At 66.6% G+C, this 18715-nt stretch carries 14 protein-coding genes; 7 read left to right on the top strand and 7 right to left on the bottom strand.

Annotated features, from left to right (window positions below):
• Positions 1-30 precede the first annotated feature (30 nt).
• Complete coding sequence (locus tag F3J45_RS01450; RefSeq protein WP_167056133.1) at positions 31-765, top strand: hypothetical protein; 735 nt, start codon at positions 31-33, stop codon at positions 763-765.
• Positions 766-1031: 266 nt separating this feature from the next.
• A complete protein-coding gene (locus F3J45_RS01455; protein ID WP_167056136.1) occupies positions 1032-2366 on the top strand; it encodes an MFS transporter in 1335 nt (444 codons plus the stop codon).
• Between the two features lie 103 nt (positions 2367-2469).
• Here the strand turns inward: F3J45_RS01455 and F3J45_RS01460 are convergent, their stop codons facing one another.
• From F3J45_RS01460 to F3J45_RS01470, 3 genes are read right to left on the bottom strand one after another with little or no spacing between them, the layout of a single operon-like run.
• On the bottom strand, positions 2470-5607 hold the full coding sequence (locus F3J45_RS01460; protein WP_167056139.1) for an efflux RND transporter permease subunit: 3138 nt from the start codon (positions 5605-5607) through the stop codon (positions 2470-2472).
• A 16-nt stretch (positions 5608-5623) separates the two neighbouring features.
• Complete coding sequence (locus F3J45_RS01465; RefSeq protein ID WP_167056142.1) at positions 5624-6820, bottom strand: efflux RND transporter periplasmic adaptor subunit; 1197 nt, start codon at positions 6818-6820, stop codon at positions 5624-5626.
• Positions 6813-8066, bottom strand: a complete 1254-nt coding sequence (locus F3J45_RS01470) for a TolC family protein (protein ID WP_167056145.1) — start codon at positions 8064-8066, stop codon at positions 6813-6815. Before F3J45_RS01470 ends, F3J45_RS01465 begins: the two co-directional genes overlap by 8 nt.
• Positions 8067-8293: 227 nt before the next feature.
• Between F3J45_RS01470 and aroQ the strand changes: the two genes are divergently transcribed.
• Together aroQ and F3J45_RS01480 are read left to right on the top strand one after the other, a co-directional pair.
• A complete protein-coding gene (aroQ, locus tag F3J45_RS01475) occupies positions 8294-8743 on the top strand; it encodes a type II 3-dehydroquinate dehydratase (protein ID WP_167056148.1) in 450 nt (149 codons plus the stop codon).
• Positions 8740-9588 (top strand): shikimate dehydrogenase, encoded by an 849-nt coding sequence (locus F3J45_RS01480; protein ID WP_167056150.1) that lies wholly within the window; start codon positions 8740-8742, stop codon positions 9586-9588. The genes aroQ and F3J45_RS01480 overlap by 4 nt, the downstream gene beginning before the upstream one ends.
• A gap of 78 nt (positions 9589-9666) precedes the next feature.
• Here F3J45_RS01480 and F3J45_RS01485 read toward each other — a convergent pair whose 3' ends face one another.
• Both F3J45_RS01485 and F3J45_RS01490 read right to left on the bottom strand, forming a co-directional pair.
• Complete coding sequence (locus tag F3J45_RS01485) at positions 9667-10206, bottom strand: thioredoxin family protein (RefSeq protein WP_167056153.1); 540 nt, start codon at positions 10204-10206, stop codon at positions 9667-9669.
• The gene (locus tag F3J45_RS01490) at positions 10196-10474 is read right to left on the bottom strand and encodes a DUF2790 domain-containing protein (protein ID WP_167056157.1); all 279 of its coding nucleotides are present in this window, start codon (positions 10472-10474) and stop codon (positions 10196-10198) included. The genes F3J45_RS01485 and F3J45_RS01490 overlap by 11 nt, the downstream gene beginning before the upstream one ends.
• A 218-nt stretch (positions 10475-10692) precedes the next feature.
• Here F3J45_RS01490 and F3J45_RS01495 point away from each other — a divergent pair, with 218 nt between their 5' ends.
• The 3 genes from F3J45_RS01495 (at position 10693) to F3J45_RS01505 (ending at position 13354) form a co-directional block, all read left to right on the top strand.
• On the top strand, positions 10693-11433 hold the full coding sequence (locus F3J45_RS01495; protein WP_167056161.1) for a response regulator: 741 nt from the start codon (positions 10693-10695) through the stop codon (positions 11431-11433).
• Positions 11430-12716: a HAMP domain-containing sensor histidine kinase gene (locus F3J45_RS01500; protein WP_167056164.1), complete on the top strand. Its 1287-nt coding sequence runs from the start codon at positions 11430-11432 to the stop codon at positions 12714-12716. Before F3J45_RS01495 ends, F3J45_RS01500 begins: the two co-directional genes overlap by 4 nt.
• 149 nt (positions 12717-12865) lie before the next feature.
• Positions 12866-13354 carry a DoxX family protein gene (locus F3J45_RS01505; protein WP_167056167.1) on the top strand — a complete coding sequence of 163 codons (489 nt, stop codon included), beginning with the start codon at positions 12866-12868 and terminating at the stop codon, positions 13352-13354.
• On the opposite strand, the gene F3J45_RS01510 is transcribed toward F3J45_RS01505, so the two are convergent.
• Both F3J45_RS01510 and F3J45_RS01515 read right to left on the bottom strand, forming a co-directional pair.
• Positions 13355-13906, bottom strand: coding sequence for a DUF4174 domain-containing protein (locus F3J45_RS01510; protein ID WP_167056170.1), 552 nt, complete (start codon positions 13904-13906; stop codon positions 13355-13357). It abuts the gene before it with no gap.
• 208 nt (positions 13907-14114) lie between these two features.
• The gene (locus F3J45_RS01515; RefSeq protein WP_167056173.1) at positions 14115-18644 is read right to left on the bottom strand and encodes an NEL-type E3 ubiquitin ligase domain-containing protein; all 4530 of its coding nucleotides are present in this window, start codon (positions 18642-18644) and stop codon (positions 14115-14117) included.
• Positions 18645-18715: the final 71 nt, after the last annotated feature.

Here is an 18715-nt window from a genome sequence, read left to right on the forward strand (position 1 = left end):
GCCGGCTCATGCCATTGCAAGGAAGTTTACGTGTACAGATCATTATCGCTCGCACTGCTGGTTACCGCCCTGGCAGGCTGCCAGGCCCGCACCGCCCCCGACGTGGATGCGCAGGCCCGCAAGGCCTTCATTCACGACGTGCAACACGCCATCATTGGAAGCATTGCCACAGCCTTTACCAGCAAGCAGGTAGGCGTCGCCAGGCTGCAGCTGATCCTCGACCGGCATTCGGTACCTGTTGGCTGCAAAACGCTCAGGCCTCAGGCGAAAGACAACCAGAACTTGCCGGGCGATGTGCAACGCACGAACGAGAAGGCGCTGGCCAAGCTGGTCGAGGCGCAGTGCTGGAAGACCATCTACCCCGTGGTGCCCAACGCCATGTATGGCGAAAAAGACACGCTGGAGGTGATTGCACCGTTGATTGTGCAGTTGCCACTGGGTAACGGCCTCGCGCAGGCGAACGCCCGCCGCGCATTTTTCTGGGAGCATTTGCTGCGTGATCAACCGGTGACCAGCGTCGGCAGGGCTTCGGTGTTCTATCAGGCCAATGCCCAGGGCAAGGTCGAAGCCTGCCTGGTGCAACTGCACCCGCACCCGCTGCGGCCAGATGACTTTCGCCTGGACGGCGACCTGCAGTCCCGGCTGAGCAGCCGTTGCCTGGCCCTGGACCTGAGCCGCATGCCGGGCTTTGCGCCCGACATGCACGGCGTGGCCAAGGGCTACAGCGAACTCGATTACGCCCCCTGGCGCGTCGGCCGCCCCTAACCCGGTAGGAGCGAGCGCAGCTCGCGATGCGATCTGGCGGGCGCAACATCCCTCAAGGAATGAACCCGCCTGGGGGATCGTATCGCGAGCTGCGCTCGCTCCTACCAAAGCGGTGCAGCCTTCCAGGCCGTAACAGGTATCCCGAGGTCGCACACGAAGAAGTGCCCCGCCCTGCCCCCCGGTCTACTGGCCCTGACAACAACGATGGCGCGGCCCGACCGTGCCACATTCTTCCAGGCTGCCTATGGACAACGGAGCACTCGCACATGTCCACCTCTCATGAGGTATCCCCCGCCACCCTGCGCCGGGTCATCGCCGCCTCGGCCATCGGCAACTTCGTCGAATGGTTCGACTTCGCCGTCTACGGCTTCCTGGCCACGCTGATCGCCAGCCAGTTCTTCGCCAGCGAAGACGCCAGCGTGGCCTTGCTCAAGACCTTCGCGGTATTCGCCGTGGCCTTTGCCCTGCGCCCGCTGGGCGGCATCGTGTTCGGGGCCCTGGGCGACCGCCTGGGGCGCAAGCGTATCCTGTCGCTGACCATATTGCTGATGGCCGGCTCCACCACCTTGATCGGCCTGCTGCCCACCTACGCCAGCATCGGCCTGGCGGCACCGGCGCTGCTCACCCTGGCGCGCTGCCTGCAGGGGTTTTCCGCCGGCGGCGAGTACGCGGGGGCCTGTGCCTACCTGATGGAGCATGCCCCGCGTGACAAGCGCGCGTTCTACGGCAGCTTCGTGCCGGTTTCCACCTTTTCCGCCTTTGCCTGCGCGGCGGTGATCGCCTATGGCCTGGAGGCCAGCCTGTCGGCCGACGCCATGGCCGCCTGGGGGTGGCGCATTCCGTTCCTGGTGGCGGCACCGCTGGGGCTGGTGGGGTTGTACCTGCGCTGGCGCATGGAAGAGACGCCGGCATTTCGCGAAGCCGTCGCCCAAGGCAAGCAACATGAACATTCGCCGCTCAAGGACACCCTGCGCCACCATGGCCGGGCGATTCGCAACCTGGGCATGTTCATCTCGCTGACGGCGTTGTCGTTCTACATGTTCACCACCTACTTCGCCACCTACCTGCAACTGGTTGGCAACCTCACCCGCGCCCAGTCGTTGCTGGTGACCACCGTGGCACTGCTGTTCGCCGCGGTCGGCTGCCCGCTGGCCGGGGCCTTCTCGGACCGGGTGGGGCGGCGCAAAACCATCGGCTTCACCTGCCTGTGGGTCATGCTGTGCGTGTTCCCGGCGTACTGGCTGGCCAGTTCCGGGTCGATGAGCGGGGCGCTGTTGGGGGTGATCCTGCTGGCGGTAGGGGCCTTGAGCAGTGGCGTGGTAACGGCGGCGTTGCTCTCGGAAAGCTTCCCTACCCGTACCCGCTACACCGCCTCGGCGATTACCTACAACGTGGCGTACACGCTGTTTGGCGGCACTGCGCCACTGGTGGCCACCTGGCTGATCGGGCAGACCGGCAGCAGCCTGGCACCGGCGTTTTACCTGGTGGTGATTGCGCTGCTGGCACTGGTAGGGGGCTTGGGGTTGCCGGAGACATCGCGGATATCGTTGCACGATGAAGCGGGCGCGGATGTGGGTTCTGGCGTACGGGCTTCGGGTTGAGGCATGTGGCCGCAGGGCTGGCCCTATCGCGACCTTTGGTCGCTCCTACGGAAAATGATTGAGGTCCGTAGGAGCGACCAGAGGTCGCGATAGGGCCCTGAGGTCAATCCTCCTCGCGCCTGTAGGCCCATTGATACAAGGCCGGCAACACCAGCAAGGTCAGCGCTGTCGACGACAGGATCCCGCCAATCACCACCGTCGCCAGCGGCCGCTGTACTTCGGCCCCGGTGCCGGTGGCCAGGGCCATCGGAATAAAGCCCAGCGAAGCCACCAGCGCCGTCATCAGCACTGGCCGCAAGCGCGTCAAAGCCCCCTCCTCGACGGCCACCCGCAGGCTGCGCCCTTCCTCACGCAGGTTGCGAATGAAGGCAATCATCACCAGGCCGTTGAGCACCGCCACCCCGGACAGCGCGATAAACCCCACCCCGGCGGAAATCGACAGCGGAATGTCCCGCAGCCACAGCGCCAGCACCCCGCCGGTCAGGGCAAAGGGAATACCGGTGAACACCAGCAAGCCATCCTTGAGGTTGTTGAACATCATCAACAGCAGTGCCATCACCAGCAGCAACGCCACCGGCACCACCACCTGCAAACGCTCGGCCGCCGACTGCAACTGCTCGAACTGGCCGCCCCAGCGGGTCCAGTAGCCCGGTGGAATCGCCACCTGTTGCTGCAACGCCTGCTCGGCCTCTTCAACGAACGAACCCAGGTCGCGCCCGCGCACGTTGGCACTGACCACCACCACCCGCTTGCCATCCTCGCGGCTGACCTGGTTGGGGCCCAGTTGCAGGTTCAGCGTGGCCACCTGCGACAGCGCGATGAAGCCAACCTGTGCAGCGCCCGAAGCGGCACTGGCCGGCACCGGGATCAACAGGCTGGACAACCCGTCGACATCGGTGCGCAGGGTTTCCGACAGGCGTACCACCATGTCGAAGCGGCGGTCACCTTCATACAGCGTGCCGGCGGTGCGCCCGCCCACGGCAATGGCGATGGCGTCCTGCACCTCGCCCACGTTCAGGCCATGGCGTGCGGCCTTGTCGCGGTCGATGTCGATGGTCAGCACCGGAAGGCCGGTGGTCTGTTCCACCTTCACCTCCGACGCCCCCGGCACCTGGCCCAGGCGTGCGGCGATCTGCGCGGCGGTGCGGTTGAGCACGTCCATGTCATCGCCAAACACCTTCACCGCCACATCGCTGCGCACACCGGAGATCAGCTCGTTGAAGCGCAATTGAATCGGCTGCGACAGCTCGTAGTTGCTGCCCGGCACGCTGGCGGCGGCGCGCTGGACTTCGCCAATCAGGGCATCGCGGGATTTGCCCGGGTCTGCCCATTGCGCCTGGAGGCGCAGCATCACGTAGGCATCGGAAATGTTCGGCGGCATCGGGTCGGAGGCGATCTCGGCGGTGCCGGTGCGGGCGAACACCCGCTCCACCTCCGGCACCTGGGTGATGATCGCCTGCTCCAGGCGCTTTTGCATGTCCACCGATTGCGACAGGCTGGTGCCCGGCACGCGCAGGGCCTGCAAGGCAAAGTCGCCTTCGCTGAGGCTGGGGATGAACTCGCTGCCCATGCGCGTGGCCAGCACACCGGACAGCAGCACCAGCACGGCGGCACCGGCAAACGCCTGCCGGCGCCGGCCCAGCACCCAGGCCAGCACCGGGGCATAGCGCTGGCGGGCCGTGCGCATCACCACCCCCTCCTCCTCCTTGACCTTGCCGGTGACGAACAGCGCGATGGCCGCCGGCACGAAGGTCACCGAGAGGATCATCGCCCCCAGCAACGCCAACACCACGGTGAAGGCCATGGGGTGGAACATCTTGCCCTCGACCCCGGTCAGGGCAAAGATCGGCAGGTACACCACCATGATGATCAACTGCCCGTAGATCAGCGGCCGCCGCGCCTCGCGGGCGGCGGCGAACACCTCGTGGAAGCGCTCGGCGCGGGTCAGCATGCGGCCGTGGCGCTGCTGGGCATGGGCCAGGCGGCGAATCGCGTTCTCCACGATCACCACTGCGCCGTCGACGATGATGCCGAAGTCCAGCGCGCCCAGGCTCATCAGGTTGGCGCTGACCTTGTTGCTGAACATGCCGGTGAAGGTGAACAGCATCGACAACGGAATGACCAGGGCAGTGATCAGCGCGGCGCGGATGTTGCCAAGGAACAGGAACAGCACGGCGATCACCAGGATCGCGCCCTCGACCAGGTTCTTCTTCACCGTGGCGATGGCCTTTTCCACCAGGTGGGTGCGGTCGTACACGGTCACCGCGTGCACACCCTTGGGCAGGTTGCGGTTGATGTCGGCAAGCTTGGCCGCCACCGCCTGCGACACCGTGCGGCTGTTCTCGCCGATCAGCATGAACACCGTGCCTAGCACCACTTCCCGGCCATTTTCGGTGGCCGCACCCGAGCGCAGCTCCTCGCCCAGGCCAACCTGGGCGACATGGCTGACCCGAATGGGCGCACCATCGGCGCTGGCAATGACGATGTTGGCAATGTCCTGAGCCGAAGCCACCTGGCCCGGCGCACGGATCAGCAACTGCTCGCCGTTGCGCTCGATGTAACCGGCGCCGACGTTGGCGTTGTTGCGTTCCAGCGCCGCGATCAGGTCGTTGAGGGTCAGCTTGTAGGCGGCCAGGCGCTTGGGCTCGGGTGCGATCAGGTACTGCTTGGCGTGCCCGCCAATGCTGTTCACTTCAGCGACACCGGGCACATTGCGCAGCTGCGGCTTGATGATCCAGTCCTGAATCACCCGCAGGTCGGTCTGTGTGTAGGGGGTGCCGTCATCCTTCAACGCGCCGTCTTCGGCTTCCACCGTCCACAGGAAGATCTCGCCCAGGCCCGTTGAGATTGGCCCCATGCTGGCCTCGATGCCTTCGGGCAGCTGTTCCCGCGCCACTTGCAGGCGCTCGTTGACCAGTTGCCGGGCAAAGAAGATATCGGTGCTGTCTTCGAAGATCACCGTGACCTGGGACAGGCCCGAGCGCGACAGCGAGCGGGTTTGCTGCAGGCCTGGCAGGCCGGCCATGGCAGTCTCGATGGCAAAGGTGATGCGCTGCTCGGTTTCCAGCGGCGAGTAACCCGGTGCAGCGGTGTTGATCTGCACCTGCACGTTGGTGATGTCGGGCACCGCGTCGATGGGCAGTTTCTGGTAGCTGTGGATGCCCACGGCGGCCATCAGGAGCACGGCGAGCATCACCACCAGGCGCTGCTCGATGGCAAATTGGATCAGGCGTTCGAACATGCAAGCGTCCCCGCGATCAATGGCTGTGCTCGGCCGAAGCCTTGCCCAGCTCGGACTTGAGGACGAAGCTGCCAGCGGCAGCCACCTGGGTGCCGGCCGCCAGGCCCGCGGTGATTTCCACCTGGCCGGCGTCGCGGCGGCCGGTGCTCACCGGGCGCGCCTGGAAGCCTTCTTCGGTACGGGCAAACACCACCGTTTGCGCCTCCCAGGTTTGCAACGCGCTCTCGGGCACCACCACCGCGGCGCTGAACCGCTCGACGCTTACCGCGACACTGACGAACAGGCCGGGGCGCCATGCGCCATTGGGGTTGGCCAGGCTGGCGCGCACGGTGGCAGCGCGGTTCTGCTCACCCAGCAAGCTGCCGACATAATTGACCTTGCCCTCGACCTCGGCCCCCAGGTCCGGCGCACTGACGGTGACGCTGCGCCCCTGGGTGACCTTGGCCAGATCGCGCGGGGCAACCGCGAAGGTGGCCCAGACCCGGCTCAGGTCGGACAGGGTGAAGGCGTTGCTGGTCACGTCGACCACTTCGCCCACAGTCAGGTGCTTTTCCACCACCACGGCATCGAACGGGGCACGCAGTTCGTAGCGGTTGCCGGCACCGGCCGGGCCCACGGCAGCGACTTTCTGGCGGGCATTGGCCAGGGCGATCTCGGCCTCTTGCAGGGCCTGGCGGGCCTGCAGGTAATCCTGCTCGGCGCTGATACGTTCCTGCCACAGCTGCTGCTCGCGCTGGAAGGTCAGGCGCGCCAGCTCCAGGCGGCGCTGGGCGGCCTGCTGCTCGCTGCGCAGGTCGGAAATCTGCTGGCTGGCGATGACCGCCAGCACCTCGCCGCGCTTGACCGCCTGGCCCAGCTCGGCCTGCACGGCCTCGACCACCCCCGGCACGCGGGGCACCACGTGGGCGGTGCGGTCTTCATCGAAACGGATTTCACCGGGGAAGCTGATGGTGTTGCCCAGCTCACCCGGGGCGGCGGCGGCCAGCTGGATGCCGGCCGCCTCGATCTGGGCGCTGGACAGGTGCAGCGCGCCCTCTTCTTCCTCATGCGCCTCGCCGGCTTGTTCACCATGGCCGTGGCCGTCTTCGCCGTGCTCGTCGTGCTTGGCGTGGACAACGTTGGCCAGGCCGAGGTTGCCGGTCCAGGCCAGGCCGCCAAGCCCGAGCACGGCCACGGCAGCGGCCAGGAGGGCTATCTTGCGTGGGTTAGTCATTGCTGCTCCTGCTGATGGAAAGGTGGCGCGATGGGTCAAGGTCGCCGTAGATCCGTTCGACCTGGGCCCGCGCATCGGTGGCCGAGGCCAGGGCGTCCAGGTACTGCCCGCGCGCCTCGATCAAGGTGCGCTGGGCGTCGAGCACGTCGAGAAAGGCGAACTTGCCGCGCTCGAAGCCGCGGGTGGCGGTGTCCACCGCCTGCTGCGCCGAGGGCAGGATGGTGCGGTCGTAGGCGTCCACCTCCTGCATGGCCGTGTGCCATTGGCTGACCGCGCTGTGGGTGTCGCTGCGCAGGCGCAGCTCGACGGCATTGCGCAGGTCGCGCGCCTGGTCGGCGCGGCGCGCAGCGGCCAGTACGTTGCCCTGGTTGCGGTCGAACAAGGGCAAGGGCATCGACAGCCCAACCACGTTGACTCGCTCGCGGTCCTCGCGGCTGTACTGGCTGCCGAGGCTGACGGTGAGGTTGGGGACACGCTGGGCTTTTTCCGCACCCAGCGTCGCCTCGCCACGCGCCACCTGGGCGGCGGCCAGGCGCCATTCCGCAGTCTGTTCCACCCGGGCGAGCAGGCTGTCGGCGCTGGGTGCAGCGCCAGGCGACAAGCTGGCGGCCTGGAGCTGATCGAAGCTGGCTTGCGGGCTGCCGGTCAAGCGCGCCAGGGCCTGGTAGGCCACGCTGCGCTGGGTGTTCGCGCGGCGCACCTGGGCCTGGGCCTGGGCCAGCTGCACCTGGGCGCGGGTGGCCTCCACCGGTGGTGTCTGGCCCGCCGTGACCCGCCCCTGCACCACGCGCAGGCCCCGCTCGGTCAAGGCCTGGGACTGCTGCGCCAATTCCAGCGCAGTTTGTGCGCGCAAGGCGGCATGGAACGCCTGCACCACATCGGCGCGCAGGCCATTGTGCTGGCGCTCCAGGTCCAGCTGGGCGATGGCTTGCCCGCTGCCGGCTACGGCGATGCGCGCACCGCGCTTGCCGCCCAGCTCCAGTGCCTGGCTCAGGGTAACGGTGGTGGTGCTGGTGGCACGGCGAGTGTCTTCGACCTCCCAGGACAGCTCTGGGTTGGGGATCAGCCCGGCCTGGCGCCGCTCACCCTCGGCGATGCCGGTTTCGCGGCTGGCGGCGGCCAGCTCCGGGTTGTTGGCGAAGGCGGCGTCGAGCGCCTGTGCCAGGCTCAGGCCCTGGCTGGCCTGGGCACTGGCGCAGGCTGCCCAGAGCAGGCAGAGCCAGGCGATTTTGCGGGGGATGGGCACGTTGAAGTCCTCGTCGACAAGCGTTGGCGAGGGACTGTAAGAGGGGCTGGTTATCGGGGGGGTGGCGTGAAGATTACGATTCTGTAATCAGCGATCACGCGTGATGGCGATGTGCATAACCGTCCGATAATCGCCCACTTTCGCCCCTGCGACACAACGGCCAATTGACCTAATTAACCACCCGGTACAAACATAAGCGCATCCAACAACAACAAGCGATGCCTCCCATGAAGCCTCTTATCCTCGTGCTCAACGGCCCCAACCTGAACATGCTGGGCACCCGTGAACCTACCCAGTACGGCCGCGAAACGCTTGCCGACCTGGCCCAGGGGTGCGCCGACACTGCCCATGCCCACGGCCTGGAAATCGAATTCCGCCAGACCAACCACGAAGGCGAACTGATCGACTGGATCCACGCCGCCCGCGGCCGCTGCGCCGGTATCCTGATAAACCCCGGCGCCTGGACCCACACCTCGGTGGCGATCCGCGATGCCCTGGTAGCCGCCGAACTACCAGTGATCGAGGTGCACCTGTCCAACGTGCACAAGCGCGAACCGTTCCGCCACCTGTCGTTCGTATCGTCGATCGCCGTCGGGGTGATCTGCGGCCTGGGTAGCCACGGCTACCGCATGGCCCTGAGCCACTTTGCCGAGATGTTCCAGGAGCCACGCGCATGAGCCAGCCTGCCATCCTTGCTGGCTTGATCGGCCGCGGCATCCAGTTGTCGCGCACCCCTGCCCTGCACGAGCATGAGGGGGATGCCCAGGCCCTGCGTTACCTTTACCGCCTGATCGATGCCGACCAGTTGCAACTCGACGACAGTGCCCTGGCGCAACTGCTCGATGCGGCGCAACACACCGGCTTCACCGGGCTGAACATCACCTACCCGTTCAAGCAGGCGATTCTGCCGCTGCTCGATGAGCTGTCGGAGGAAGCCCGCGGCATCGGCGCGGTGAACACCGTGGTGCTCAAGGATGGCAAGCGGGTCGGCCACAACACCGACTGCCTGGGCTTCGCCGAGGGCCTGCGCCGCGGCCTGCCGGATGTGTCGCGGCGCCGGGTGGTGCAAATGGGCGCTGGCGGTGCCGGTTCGGCGGTGGCCCACGCGCTGCTGAGCGAAGGGGTTGAGCAACTGCTGCTGTTCGAGGTGGACACCGCACGCGCCCAGGCGCTGGTCGACAACCTCAACGGGCATTTCGGCCCAGGCCGCGCGGTGCTGGGCACGGACCTGGCAACGGCGGTGGCCGAGGCCGATGGCCTGGTCAACACCACGCCGGTAGGCATGGCCAAGCTGCCGGGCACACCGCTGCCGGTCGCGCTGCTGCATGCGCGGTTGTGGGTGGCTGAAATCATTTATTTCCCGCTGGAAACCGAGCTGCTGCGCGCGGCCCGGGCGTTGGGCTGCCGCACGCTGGATGGCAGCAACATGGCGGTGTTCCAGGCGGTGAAGGCGTTCGAGCTGTTCAGCGGCAAGCAGGCCGACGCCGAACGGATGCAGGCGCATTTTGCCAGTTTTTCCTGAGTGACCGCAGCGCCTGCTTCGCGGGGCAAGCCCGCTCCTACAAGGATCGGGTTTACCCGCGAAGAAGGCCGCACCGGCTTACCCTTTCTCATCCAACAACGCCTGTATGACTTTCTCCTGCCCGGCATAATCCCCTTCGCCAAAGTGCACATGCCGCACCTGCCCCTGGCGGTCGACGAAGTAATGCGCCGGCCAGAACTGATTGCCCCAGGCATTCCACACCTGGTAATCGTTGTCCACCGCCACCGGGTAGCCAATCCCCAGCGTGGCCACCTTGCGCTTGAGCTGGCCCACATCATGCTCGTAGTCGTACTCCGGCGTGTGTACCCCCACCACCACCAAGCCCTGGTCGGCATAGCGCCGCGCCCAGTCATTGACGTGTGGCAGGCTGCGCTGGCAGTTGATGCAGTCCCAGGTCCAGAAATCCACCAGCACCACCTTGCCCTTGAGCGCCGGTGCGTCCAGCGGTGGCGAGTTGATCCATTCGGTGGCACCGGACAACGGCGCCATGGCGCCGTAATTGTCCCGGGCCATCAGTTGCCCCCCGGCCAGGCCCAGGCCAACCAGCGCCAGGGCCACGCCCCCTGCTTTGATCAACAGCCGTCGATCAATGGTCATGGCAACCTGCCGAAGAGTAGGTCAGGTAGTCGACGCTTTCGTGCTGGCCCCTGGAATCGAGGTAGTCCATGCGCGTATTGACCACGCCACAGGCATCGGGCTGGTCGTCTTTCACCGACAGCACACGCTTCACATCCAGGTGATCGCCGTAGTGGTACTGCATCACGCCTGCGTTGCTGGCGGGTGCGGCACTGGTGGCATTGGCGGCCACGGCACCGAGGCTGAGCACGGCGAACAGGCTGGCGCTGGCGAGGGTCTTGAAGTTCATGGTCGTTCTCCTGGGCAACGTTCGGGTGTGGGAAGCCTTGCTCCCCGGTCGAGAGCCATTTCACGCCCAGGAGGTATCCCCCATGTGTCGCCAGGGGGCCGATGTAAGTCGTGCTGTATCAACGCCAGCGCCAGATACACTGCAATACAAAACCCCGCAGGCAAGTACGTGCACCCTCGGTACACTGCGCCCACTTCCCTTGCACAGGACCCTGCCCGATGGAACATGTCGATCACATCCTGATCGTCGACGACGACCGCGAAATCCGCGAGCTGGTCGGCAATTACCTGAAGAAGAACGGCCTGCGCACCAGCATCGTCGGCGACGGCCGGCAGATGCGCGCCTTCCTCGAAGCCAACAGCGTCGACCTGATCGTGCTCGACATCATGATGCCCGGTGACGACGGCCTGCTGCTGTGCCGGGAATTGCGCGCCGGCAAGCACCGCAACACACCGGTGCTGATGCTCACCGCACGCAACGACGAAACCGACCGCATCATCGGCCTGGAGATGGGCGCCGACGACTACCTGACCAAGCCCTTCTCCGCCCGCGAATTGCTGGCACGCATCAACGCCGTGCTGCGCCGCACGCGCATGCTGCCGCCCAACCTGACCATCAGTGAAAGCAGCCGCCTGCTGGCTTTCGGCCAGTGGCGCCTGGACACCACCGCCCGCCACCTGCTCGACAGCGAAGGCACCCTGGTTGCCCTGAGCGGCGCCGAATACCGCCTGCTGCGGGTATTTCTCGACCACCCACAGCGGGTGCTCAGCCGCGAACAGCTGTTGAACCTGACCCAGGGCCGCGAGGCCGACATCTTCGACCGCTCCATCGACCTGCTGGTCAGCCGCCTGCGCCAGCGCCTGGGCGATGACGCACGCGAACCCAGCTGCATCAAGACCGTGCGCAGCGAAGGCTATGTGTTCTCGCTGGCCGTGCAACTGCTTGAGTCGCCATCATGAAAGGCCCACGCACCCTGGCCTCGCGCCTGGCGCTGATCTTCATCACCGGGCTGATCCTGGCCTATGGCCTGTCGTTCAGCCTACAAGCCTACGAGCGCTACGTCAGCAGCCGCTCGATGATGCTCAGCCACCTGGAACAGGACGTTGCCACCTCGGTGGCGATCTTCGAGCGCCTGCCTGCTGCCGAGCGCGCCAGCTGGCTGCCGCGCCTGGAACGGCACACCTACCGCTACCGCCTGGACCAGGGCCAGGCGGGCACCTCGATGGCCAGCGACGACCCGCCCATGGCCGCCGAGTCGATCGTCAAGGCCATCGGCGGCAGCTATCACCTGCGTTTCCAGGACATCCCCGGGCCTGTGCCGCACTTTCAGGTTCACCTGCAGCTGACTGACGGCTCGCCGCTGACCATCGATGTCACCCCTGCGGCGGTACCGGTGGCAAGCTGGCTGCCACTGGTGCTGCTGATCCAGCTGGGCGTGCTGCTGTTCTGCACCTGGTTGGCCGTGCGCCTGGCCATTGGCCCGCTGACTCGCCTGGTGCAGGCGGTGGACAACCTGGACCCGGACAAGCCCGGCGTGCTGCTGGATGAGAGCGGCCCGCGCGAGGTGCAATACGCGGCGGTGGCCTTCAACGCCCTGCAGTCACGGATCGCCGCCTACCTGAAGGAGCGCATGCAACTGCTGGCGGCCATTTCCCACGACCTGCAAACCCCGATCACCCGCATGAAGCTGAGGGTCGAGGTAATGGACGAGGGCACTGAGAAGGAAAAGCTATGGCACGACCTGGACGCCATGGAGCACCTGGTGCGCGAAGGCGTAGCCTATGCCCGCAGCATGGACATCAACACCGAAGCGCCCTGCCGGGTGCACCTTGACGCCTTCCTCGACAGCCTGGTGTTCGACTACCAGGACAGCGGCGCCCAGGTCGAGCGCCATGGCGACACCGGCAGCCTCCTGGAAACCCGCCCGCACGCCCTGCGCCGGGTATTGGTCAACCTGGTGGACAATGCCCTGAAGTTCGCTGGCAAGGCCCAGCTTGAGGTCAGCCGCGCCCACGGCAAAACCCTGATCCGCGTGCTCGACGACGGCCCAGGCATTCCAGCCGACGAGTTGGAACAGGTGCTTAAACCGTTCTACCGCGTGGAAAGCTCGCGCAACCGAAGCACCGGTGGCACCGGGCTCGGATTGGCCATTGCCCACCAGCTGACCCAGGCCATGGGCGGCCAGCTGACCCTGAGCAACCGCGCCAGCGGCGGGCTGTGCGCCCAGGTCGAACTGCCCTGAACCGGGCTTCACCTACAAAACGATACACAACCCAGGCCCCCCCGACACACTGCAGATACCCCGCCCCGCCACACTCCTGGCCACACGATGACCACCGGGCGTGCCAGCGCACGCCCCCATTCGCGCCGTTGCCGATAGGAGATCCCAACATGACCACACTGACCCGCACCTTCAACCACGTCGAGCGCCTGGGCAACTGGAGTGCCGACCTGCCCCTGCGGCTGTTCCTGGCCTGGGAGTTCTTCGAATCCGGGTGGGAGAAATTCAATGGCAGCAACTGGTTCGCCGACATCCAGGCGAACTTCCCGTTTCCCTTCGACGTGCTGCCCGCGGAGCTGAACTGGCAGCTGTCGATGTGGGCGGAATTGCTGTTGCCCCTGCTACTGCTGCTGGGGCTGGGCACCCGGCTGGCGGCGGCCGGGTTGATGGTGGTAACCGTGGTGGCGATTGCCGCCGTGCACTGGCCCGCGCACTGGTCGAGCCTGGCGGAACTGGCCCAGGGCTATGCCATCACCAACCAGGGCTACGGCAACTTCAAGTTGCCGCTGATTTACCTGGTGGCACTGTTGCCCTTGCTGCTCAAGGGCGCCGGGCGCCTGAGCCTGGACCACTGGCTGATGGCCCGCCTGCCGCGCTGATCAGTCATCCAGCGGCTTGGGCGGGGCGGCAGGCTTGGCCGGTTTGCCCGGCTTGCTGTCCTTGGGCTTGGGCTCCGGCGCTGCGGCCACTGGTTCCGGGGCGGTGACCGCTTTCTCGGTGGCCGGCAGCTCATCCACAGCCTTGAAAATCGCCTGCGGGTCGATCTTCTCGCCCGTCTCGTCGTCCTTGAGCACGTGACGTTCACCGTCCTTGCCCACCAGGATCACCTTGGTGCCCTTGCTGGCACCGAGCTTCAGCTCACGGATCAAGGCCATGGTGGTCTGTTGTTCGAGGTTCTTGTCCTCGCGCTTGCCCATCATGTTGGCCACGCTGAACAGTATCAGGCTGCGCTCCTTGAACCCCGCCTGGGTGGCCGGGTCCTTCAACGCATCGTTAAGCCCACGCAAGGTCGGGTCGGCGCTGCTGGGGGCGATCACCACCAAGGGCCTGGCCTTGCCCAGCTCCTTGGCCAGTGGCGCATCACTGTCTGCCGCGTACGACGTTCCTGTGGCTGCGAGCAAGATGGCGAGGGTCAATGACCGGACGAGCATGCGTATCTCCTTATCCTCTCGATATAACAAAGACTGCAGATCATTGAGAAAGATCCGACACGCGAGCCTAATCCAGCAAGGCCTGGGATGCTCGTAATAGAAGGTAACTTGCCATTACCGCGCCCCCCGCGCCCTGCTGCCTAACCTGCGTCTTCATTTACGCAGAGCATAGTTCAAAGTTGCCGTGTCCGAGTCGGCCCTGCCCCATTCAGGAAGCGCCGCCGCGTGGCGGCGAAAGCTGCACCATGTGCCCCAGCGCTTCACGGGTCAGGTCGAGCATCAATTCGTGCCGGGCCACCTGTTGGTCCACATGAATGGTACTGGCCAGCACCTCATGCTCGGCAGAAGAAGCATTGCCCAACGCTTGCAGGCGTTGCTGGAACGGCTCGTCCGTGGCCAGGAAGCGCTCGAGGTAGGTACGCTGCAGGTAGGCTTGCCAGAACGTGCGGTCCACCGCCGAGGCCGCCAGCTGCGCCGGGCTCTCTGCGGCCAGTACCCGGCGGTACGCCTGGTCGAGCATCGCCTCGCTGACCCCGGCAACGCCCGGGTAGCTCATGCCAGCGATTTCGATCGGCAACACCAGGCGCTCGCGCAAACCCACCCGGTAGGCCAGGCCCACCTCGCTCTGGTCAGGGTCACCACCACGGCTGAGGATGTCCTGCACGGCAATGCGGTCTACCTCATCCAGCCGCCACAGCTGCCTGGCCAGGCGCAACAGCTGCGCCCGCGTGTGCACCGTGGCGCCCTGGCTGGCGTGCCATACCAGCAGCTCCACCTCCAGGTTGGCAAAGCACCAGGTTGCGCCGTCGCGGCAACCCCACTCATCGTTGGCCACCTCCACCAAGGCCTGGCACAGCGCTGGGTTGACCGCCATCTCGTCCAACAGCTGGTACACCCGCTGCGCGAGGTTCGCGGGGTGGCGCACGAAATCCGCACTGCGCAGCAGTTGGCGCAACACCCGGAACAACGGCTCGGTACCGGGGTAGCTGCGCACCTTGTCCCAGGACGACACCAGCAACCCGCGCTGGGTCACCAACACCTCCCCTGCCCACCGCTCACGCGGCTCGACCTCTTCGAGCAGTTGCTCCTCACGTTCGCGCAAGGGCAGCCGGCCCTCCACCTCCCGGGCTGCGGCGGCAAGCGAGCGGCTGACCCGCAACTGCAGCTGCGCGTTCAAGGTGCGCACCTCCAGGCGCAGGGCCCGGCGCAGGGTGGCGGGGCTAGTGAAAAAGGCCTCGGGAATTTCGCCGATGGCGTTGTTGCGCAGGTCTGCCAGCACCAACTGGCGCCGCTCCAGCAGGCCGACCGGCAGGCGCCTGATGCCGGTGCTGTTCAGGTCGAGCACCCGCAATGCGCGCATCTGCGCCACCGAGAAGCTGCGGCCCAAGGGGTTGTGCGACAGGTTGATGTGCTCCAGGTTCCAGCAGTTGGCCAGGCCTGCGCTCTGCTCGGCATTGAGCGCCAGGCGATTGTTGGCCAGTACCAGCCCGCGTAATTGCTGCATCTGCAGCAGCCCCTCGGGCAGGCGCACCAGGCGGCTGCCGGTGAGGTCCAGCCAGATCAGGTTGGGAAAGGCACGCAGGAAGGACGACGGCACACTGTCCAGGCGCATGTCCGGCATGGCCAGCTCGCTGATGTGGGCAAAGCTGACATTGGCAGGGAACGGCGGTAACGCCTTCGGCCGGATGCCGTACACCGTCAGGCGCAGGTTGGTGATCGGCCGGGCCCCCTCCGGTCCCACCGCGCCCACCCGGCGCCAGGCTTCGGTCAAATGAGCGACCACGTGCTCGCGGTCGCGCCTGAGCAGTTCGTCGTCTGCTTCGGCCAGCCAGGCACGCAGGGTTTTCCTGAGGTCGGTGTACTCGCGGTCCAGGCGGTCGAGCTCCGTGCGCACGTCCCGGCCGGACGCCGCAACCTGGGTGATCCAGGCATCGACCTGCTCATCGGTGAAGTCGGGGTAGATCAGCCGCACCCAGCTCAACAGCGCCCGGGGCCGCGCGCCCAAGCCGCCGCGCGTGCCGCGCCCGCTCAACGGGTAACCGACCCGGCCGTCGCTCAAGCGCTGGGGCGGGATGAACCAGGCTTCACGCAGGCCCAGGCTCTGCTCCAGCGCCTGGCGATGCTCGGTGGCCAGCGCCAGCAACCTGCTGCGCAGGCTCGCGGCGAACGGCTCGGTCACGCCCATGGCCCGCAAGGCTGCAGCGCCGTGGGCCTGGGCCAGCGCCTGGAACAAACCCTGGCGCTCCACGATCACGGCCCCGTCGGCATCGGTGACCAGAAACAGGCCACTGCTGTGCACCAGGTCGAGTGTGCGGCTACCCGCTGCAGTGCTGAACAGTACCGCTTCGCTGCGATAGCGGTCGAACAGGCGCCAGCCCACCCTCTGAACGCCGCCCGGCAGGTGCTTGAGCAAACCCAGTACCACCCTGGCCAGGTCGAGGCCTTGCGGTGCATCGAACTGCAGCGCCTCGTACACCCGGGCCACCCGCGTGCGCTGGGTGCTCAACCGTGCGGCCTGGCCAAGGCGCAGGCTGACCCTGCCCGTGGCGCGCAACTGCTCAAGGTCTGCGGCGGGCGCCGCGCGCAGCAACCGCTGCGCCGAGGTTCGGTTCAAGCTGGGGAACAGCCGCCGCAGCACCGCCACATCGGCACTGTCGCTGTCCTGGCTGGCCTCGTAGCAGGCATGCAGCAGTGCTGGGCGCTGTTGCTCCAGCTGCCGGGCCAATGCCGGGCCTTCCAGGCCTGCTGCCGAGGGTAGACGCCGGGCATGTTGCAGCACTGTGCTGTCGGCAACCGCCTCGTCCCTGTGCAAGCCCTCGATCAGTGCAGCAATGCGTTGGTCCAGCCGCGCCCGTTGCACGCTGTCGACCAACTCGGCCTCGGGCGCCTGGCCCAGCACCAGCAGGGCACGCAATTGTTCGCTGCCCATGGCATGGGCCGTGAGCACCTGGTCGATGCGGGTATCGTCCAACTGCGCGAACGTGGTGCCCAAACGACGCAGCAGCTGACGGCTGTCGGCCCACTCAAGGGGTTGCGCGCTCCACACTCGCCAGGCCCCGGCGCCGTCGCCCAACAGCCGCGGCGCATGGCCGTCACGTGCACGCAATTGCCAATGGCCAGGCTCCAGCGCTGGCTCCACCGGGTAGCCGTGCCCGTCCATTTCCACCCAGCGTTGCTCGCCCAGGCGGCGGGTGCCATTGCCCTCGGCAGATGCAGCGGCGGGCAGGTTGCCTTGGTAAGGGCGCAGGTCCTGGTTCCAGAGTTTATGGCTGCCGTCCTGCAAACGCGCCGGCACCAGTGCATCAACGAACGGGCTGCGTGCCCACGCCGCACGTGCAACAGCCCCGCCACCGGCCAGGGTCGCCAGCAGCGCGGCATCTGCAGCCACATTCAGCAGGTGCTCGGCGGCCTCGCGTGTGTCGCCGTCGCGCCAGGCCTCGACACCTTGAAACACCTGCACGAGCATTTCCCAGGCCGTGACCGCCAGCAGCGCCAGGCCAAGCCCGGGGAGGAAAAAGCTCGCACCGGCGACCGAAGCCCAGCCGATTTGCGCCAGAAACCGCGCCTGCGCCTGCTGCTCGGCACGGTCGATGGCAGCAACTGGCGCCGCGATCATCGCAGCGTCATCCTTGATCTGTTCGATACGCCCTTGGGCCAGGCTGGCGAACAGCTCGCCCGGGTAGTCCTGCATGGCCTCGTCCAGCTCGCGGGTGGCCCAGGCCGGCAGGTCGCTGTAATGGGCAAGCACCTGGGTAAAGAACGCTGGGCTGTCACGCCGCTTCACGAAGCGGCGGAAGAACGCTTGGTAGCTGCTGACGCGCAGGCGTTTGTCCAGCACGTGGCGGGCAAATGCCGCCAGGTTGTCGAACGCGCTCCAGGCACCCAGCGGGTCGCCGGGGATATACACCAGCACGCGGCGGGAACGGTTGAACAAGGGGCTGAAGGTTTCGTCCTGCACATCGAGCACCACAATCTGCTGCAAGCTACAGCCCAGGGCCTTGAGTTGCCGGGCCACCACCTTGGCGCCCTCCAGCCTGCCCAGGGTACGCTGCTGGCACAGGCCGGCCACCAGTTGCAGCTCGGCTTCGTTCAGCACGCCTTCGAACCTGGCCTTGCAGGCATCGACGAGCATGGCGTTGCGCAGCAGCCCCTGCAGCGGCTCCCTCAGCCCCTGCCCGCTGGCCGGCTGCAGCACGGCATCCAGGTGCTGCTGATAACGCAGGCCCAAGTCCAGCTCACGGCACAAGGCGGCGAACTGCAAGGCGGCTGGCGACTTCACGACACGGCCCTGCTCGTCCACCACGCCATTGCCCGGCGGTTGGCCACCCAGGGTGGTTTCAGCCAGGGTGAAGTTGAGCAAGGCCGCGTCCACCAGCGGTACCAAGCGGTAGACATTGCCCATCACCGGGGTGCGGTTGGGGCCAAGGCTGGGCAACGGCCGCGTGGGCCGGCCCTGGCTGAAGCGCAAGGCATGGGTTGCCAGCGGTGGCCTGAAGCGCTGGTCGAGTGCGGCTTGCAGCCGCGTGGCGGCGAAGCCGTGCAGGTCTTCGATGTGCCCCAGCAGGGCCGCCACCTGCTGGCGATAATGCAACGACTGGCGCAGGCCCTGCTCAAGCATGCCCCTGTGCGAGGCATCAGCCGCGCTGAGCCAGGGTGGCAGGCGTTCGGCGATGAAGCGGTCCTGGAAGGCGCGCTCGATGGCGAGCACGCTTTCCTGCTCATGGGTTCGGTTGGGCATCGGTGGGTACTCCGGGGGTGGGAGCCCGACACCCTAAGGGGCGTGGCCTGCGGCGGTTCAGTAGATAGCTA

Source organism: Pantoea sp. Ap-967 (genome assembly GCF_011752565.1).
Classification (GTDB): domain Bacteria; phylum Pseudomonadota; class Gammaproteobacteria; order Pseudomonadales; family Pseudomonadaceae; genus Aquipseudomonas.

Excerpts from the sequence above, each read along its gene's own strand:
- F3J45_RS01455 (WP_167056136.1), top strand. The coding sequence starts at position 1,032 with ATGTCCACCTCTCATGAGGTATCCCCCGCCACCCTGCGCCGGGTCATC.
- F3J45_RS01460 (WP_167056139.1), bottom strand. The coding sequence starts at position 5,607 with ATGTTCGAACGCCTGATCCAATTTGCCATCGAGCAGCGCCTGGTGGTG.
- F3J45_RS01465 (WP_167056142.1), bottom strand. The coding sequence starts at position 6,820 with ATGACTAACCCACGCAAGATAGCCCTCCTGGCCGCTGCCGTGGCCGTG.
- aroQ (WP_167056148.1), top strand. The coding sequence starts at position 8,294 with ATGAAGCCTCTTATCCTCGTGCTCAACGGCCCCAACCTGAACATGCTG.
- F3J45_RS01480 (WP_167056150.1), top strand. The coding sequence starts at position 8,740 with ATGAGCCAGCCTGCCATCCTTGCTGGCTTGATCGGCCGCGGCATCCAG.
- F3J45_RS01485 (WP_167056153.1), bottom strand. The coding sequence starts at position 10,206 with ATGACCATTGATCGACGGCTGTTGATCAAAGCAGGGGGCGTGGCCCTG.
- F3J45_RS01490 (WP_167056157.1), bottom strand. The coding sequence starts at position 10,474 with ATGAACTTCAAGACCCTCGCCAGCGCCAGCCTGTTCGCCGTGCTCAGC.
- F3J45_RS01495 (WP_167056161.1), top strand. The coding sequence starts at position 10,693 with ATGGAACATGTCGATCACATCCTGATCGTCGACGACGACCGCGAAATC.
- F3J45_RS01500 (WP_167056164.1), top strand. The coding sequence starts at position 11,430 with ATGAAAGGCCCACGCACCCTGGCCTCGCGCCTGGCGCTGATCTTCATC.
- F3J45_RS01505 (WP_167056167.1), top strand. The coding sequence starts at position 12,866 with ATGACCACACTGACCCGCACCTTCAACCACGTCGAGCGCCTGGGCAAC.
- F3J45_RS01510 (WP_167056170.1), bottom strand. The coding sequence starts at position 13,906 with ATGCTCGTCCGGTCATTGACCCTCGCCATCTTGCTCGCAGCCACAGGA.
- F3J45_RS01515 (WP_167056173.1), bottom strand. The coding sequence starts at position 18,644 with ATGCCCAACCGAACCCATGAGCAGGAAAGCGTGCTCGCCATCGAGCGC.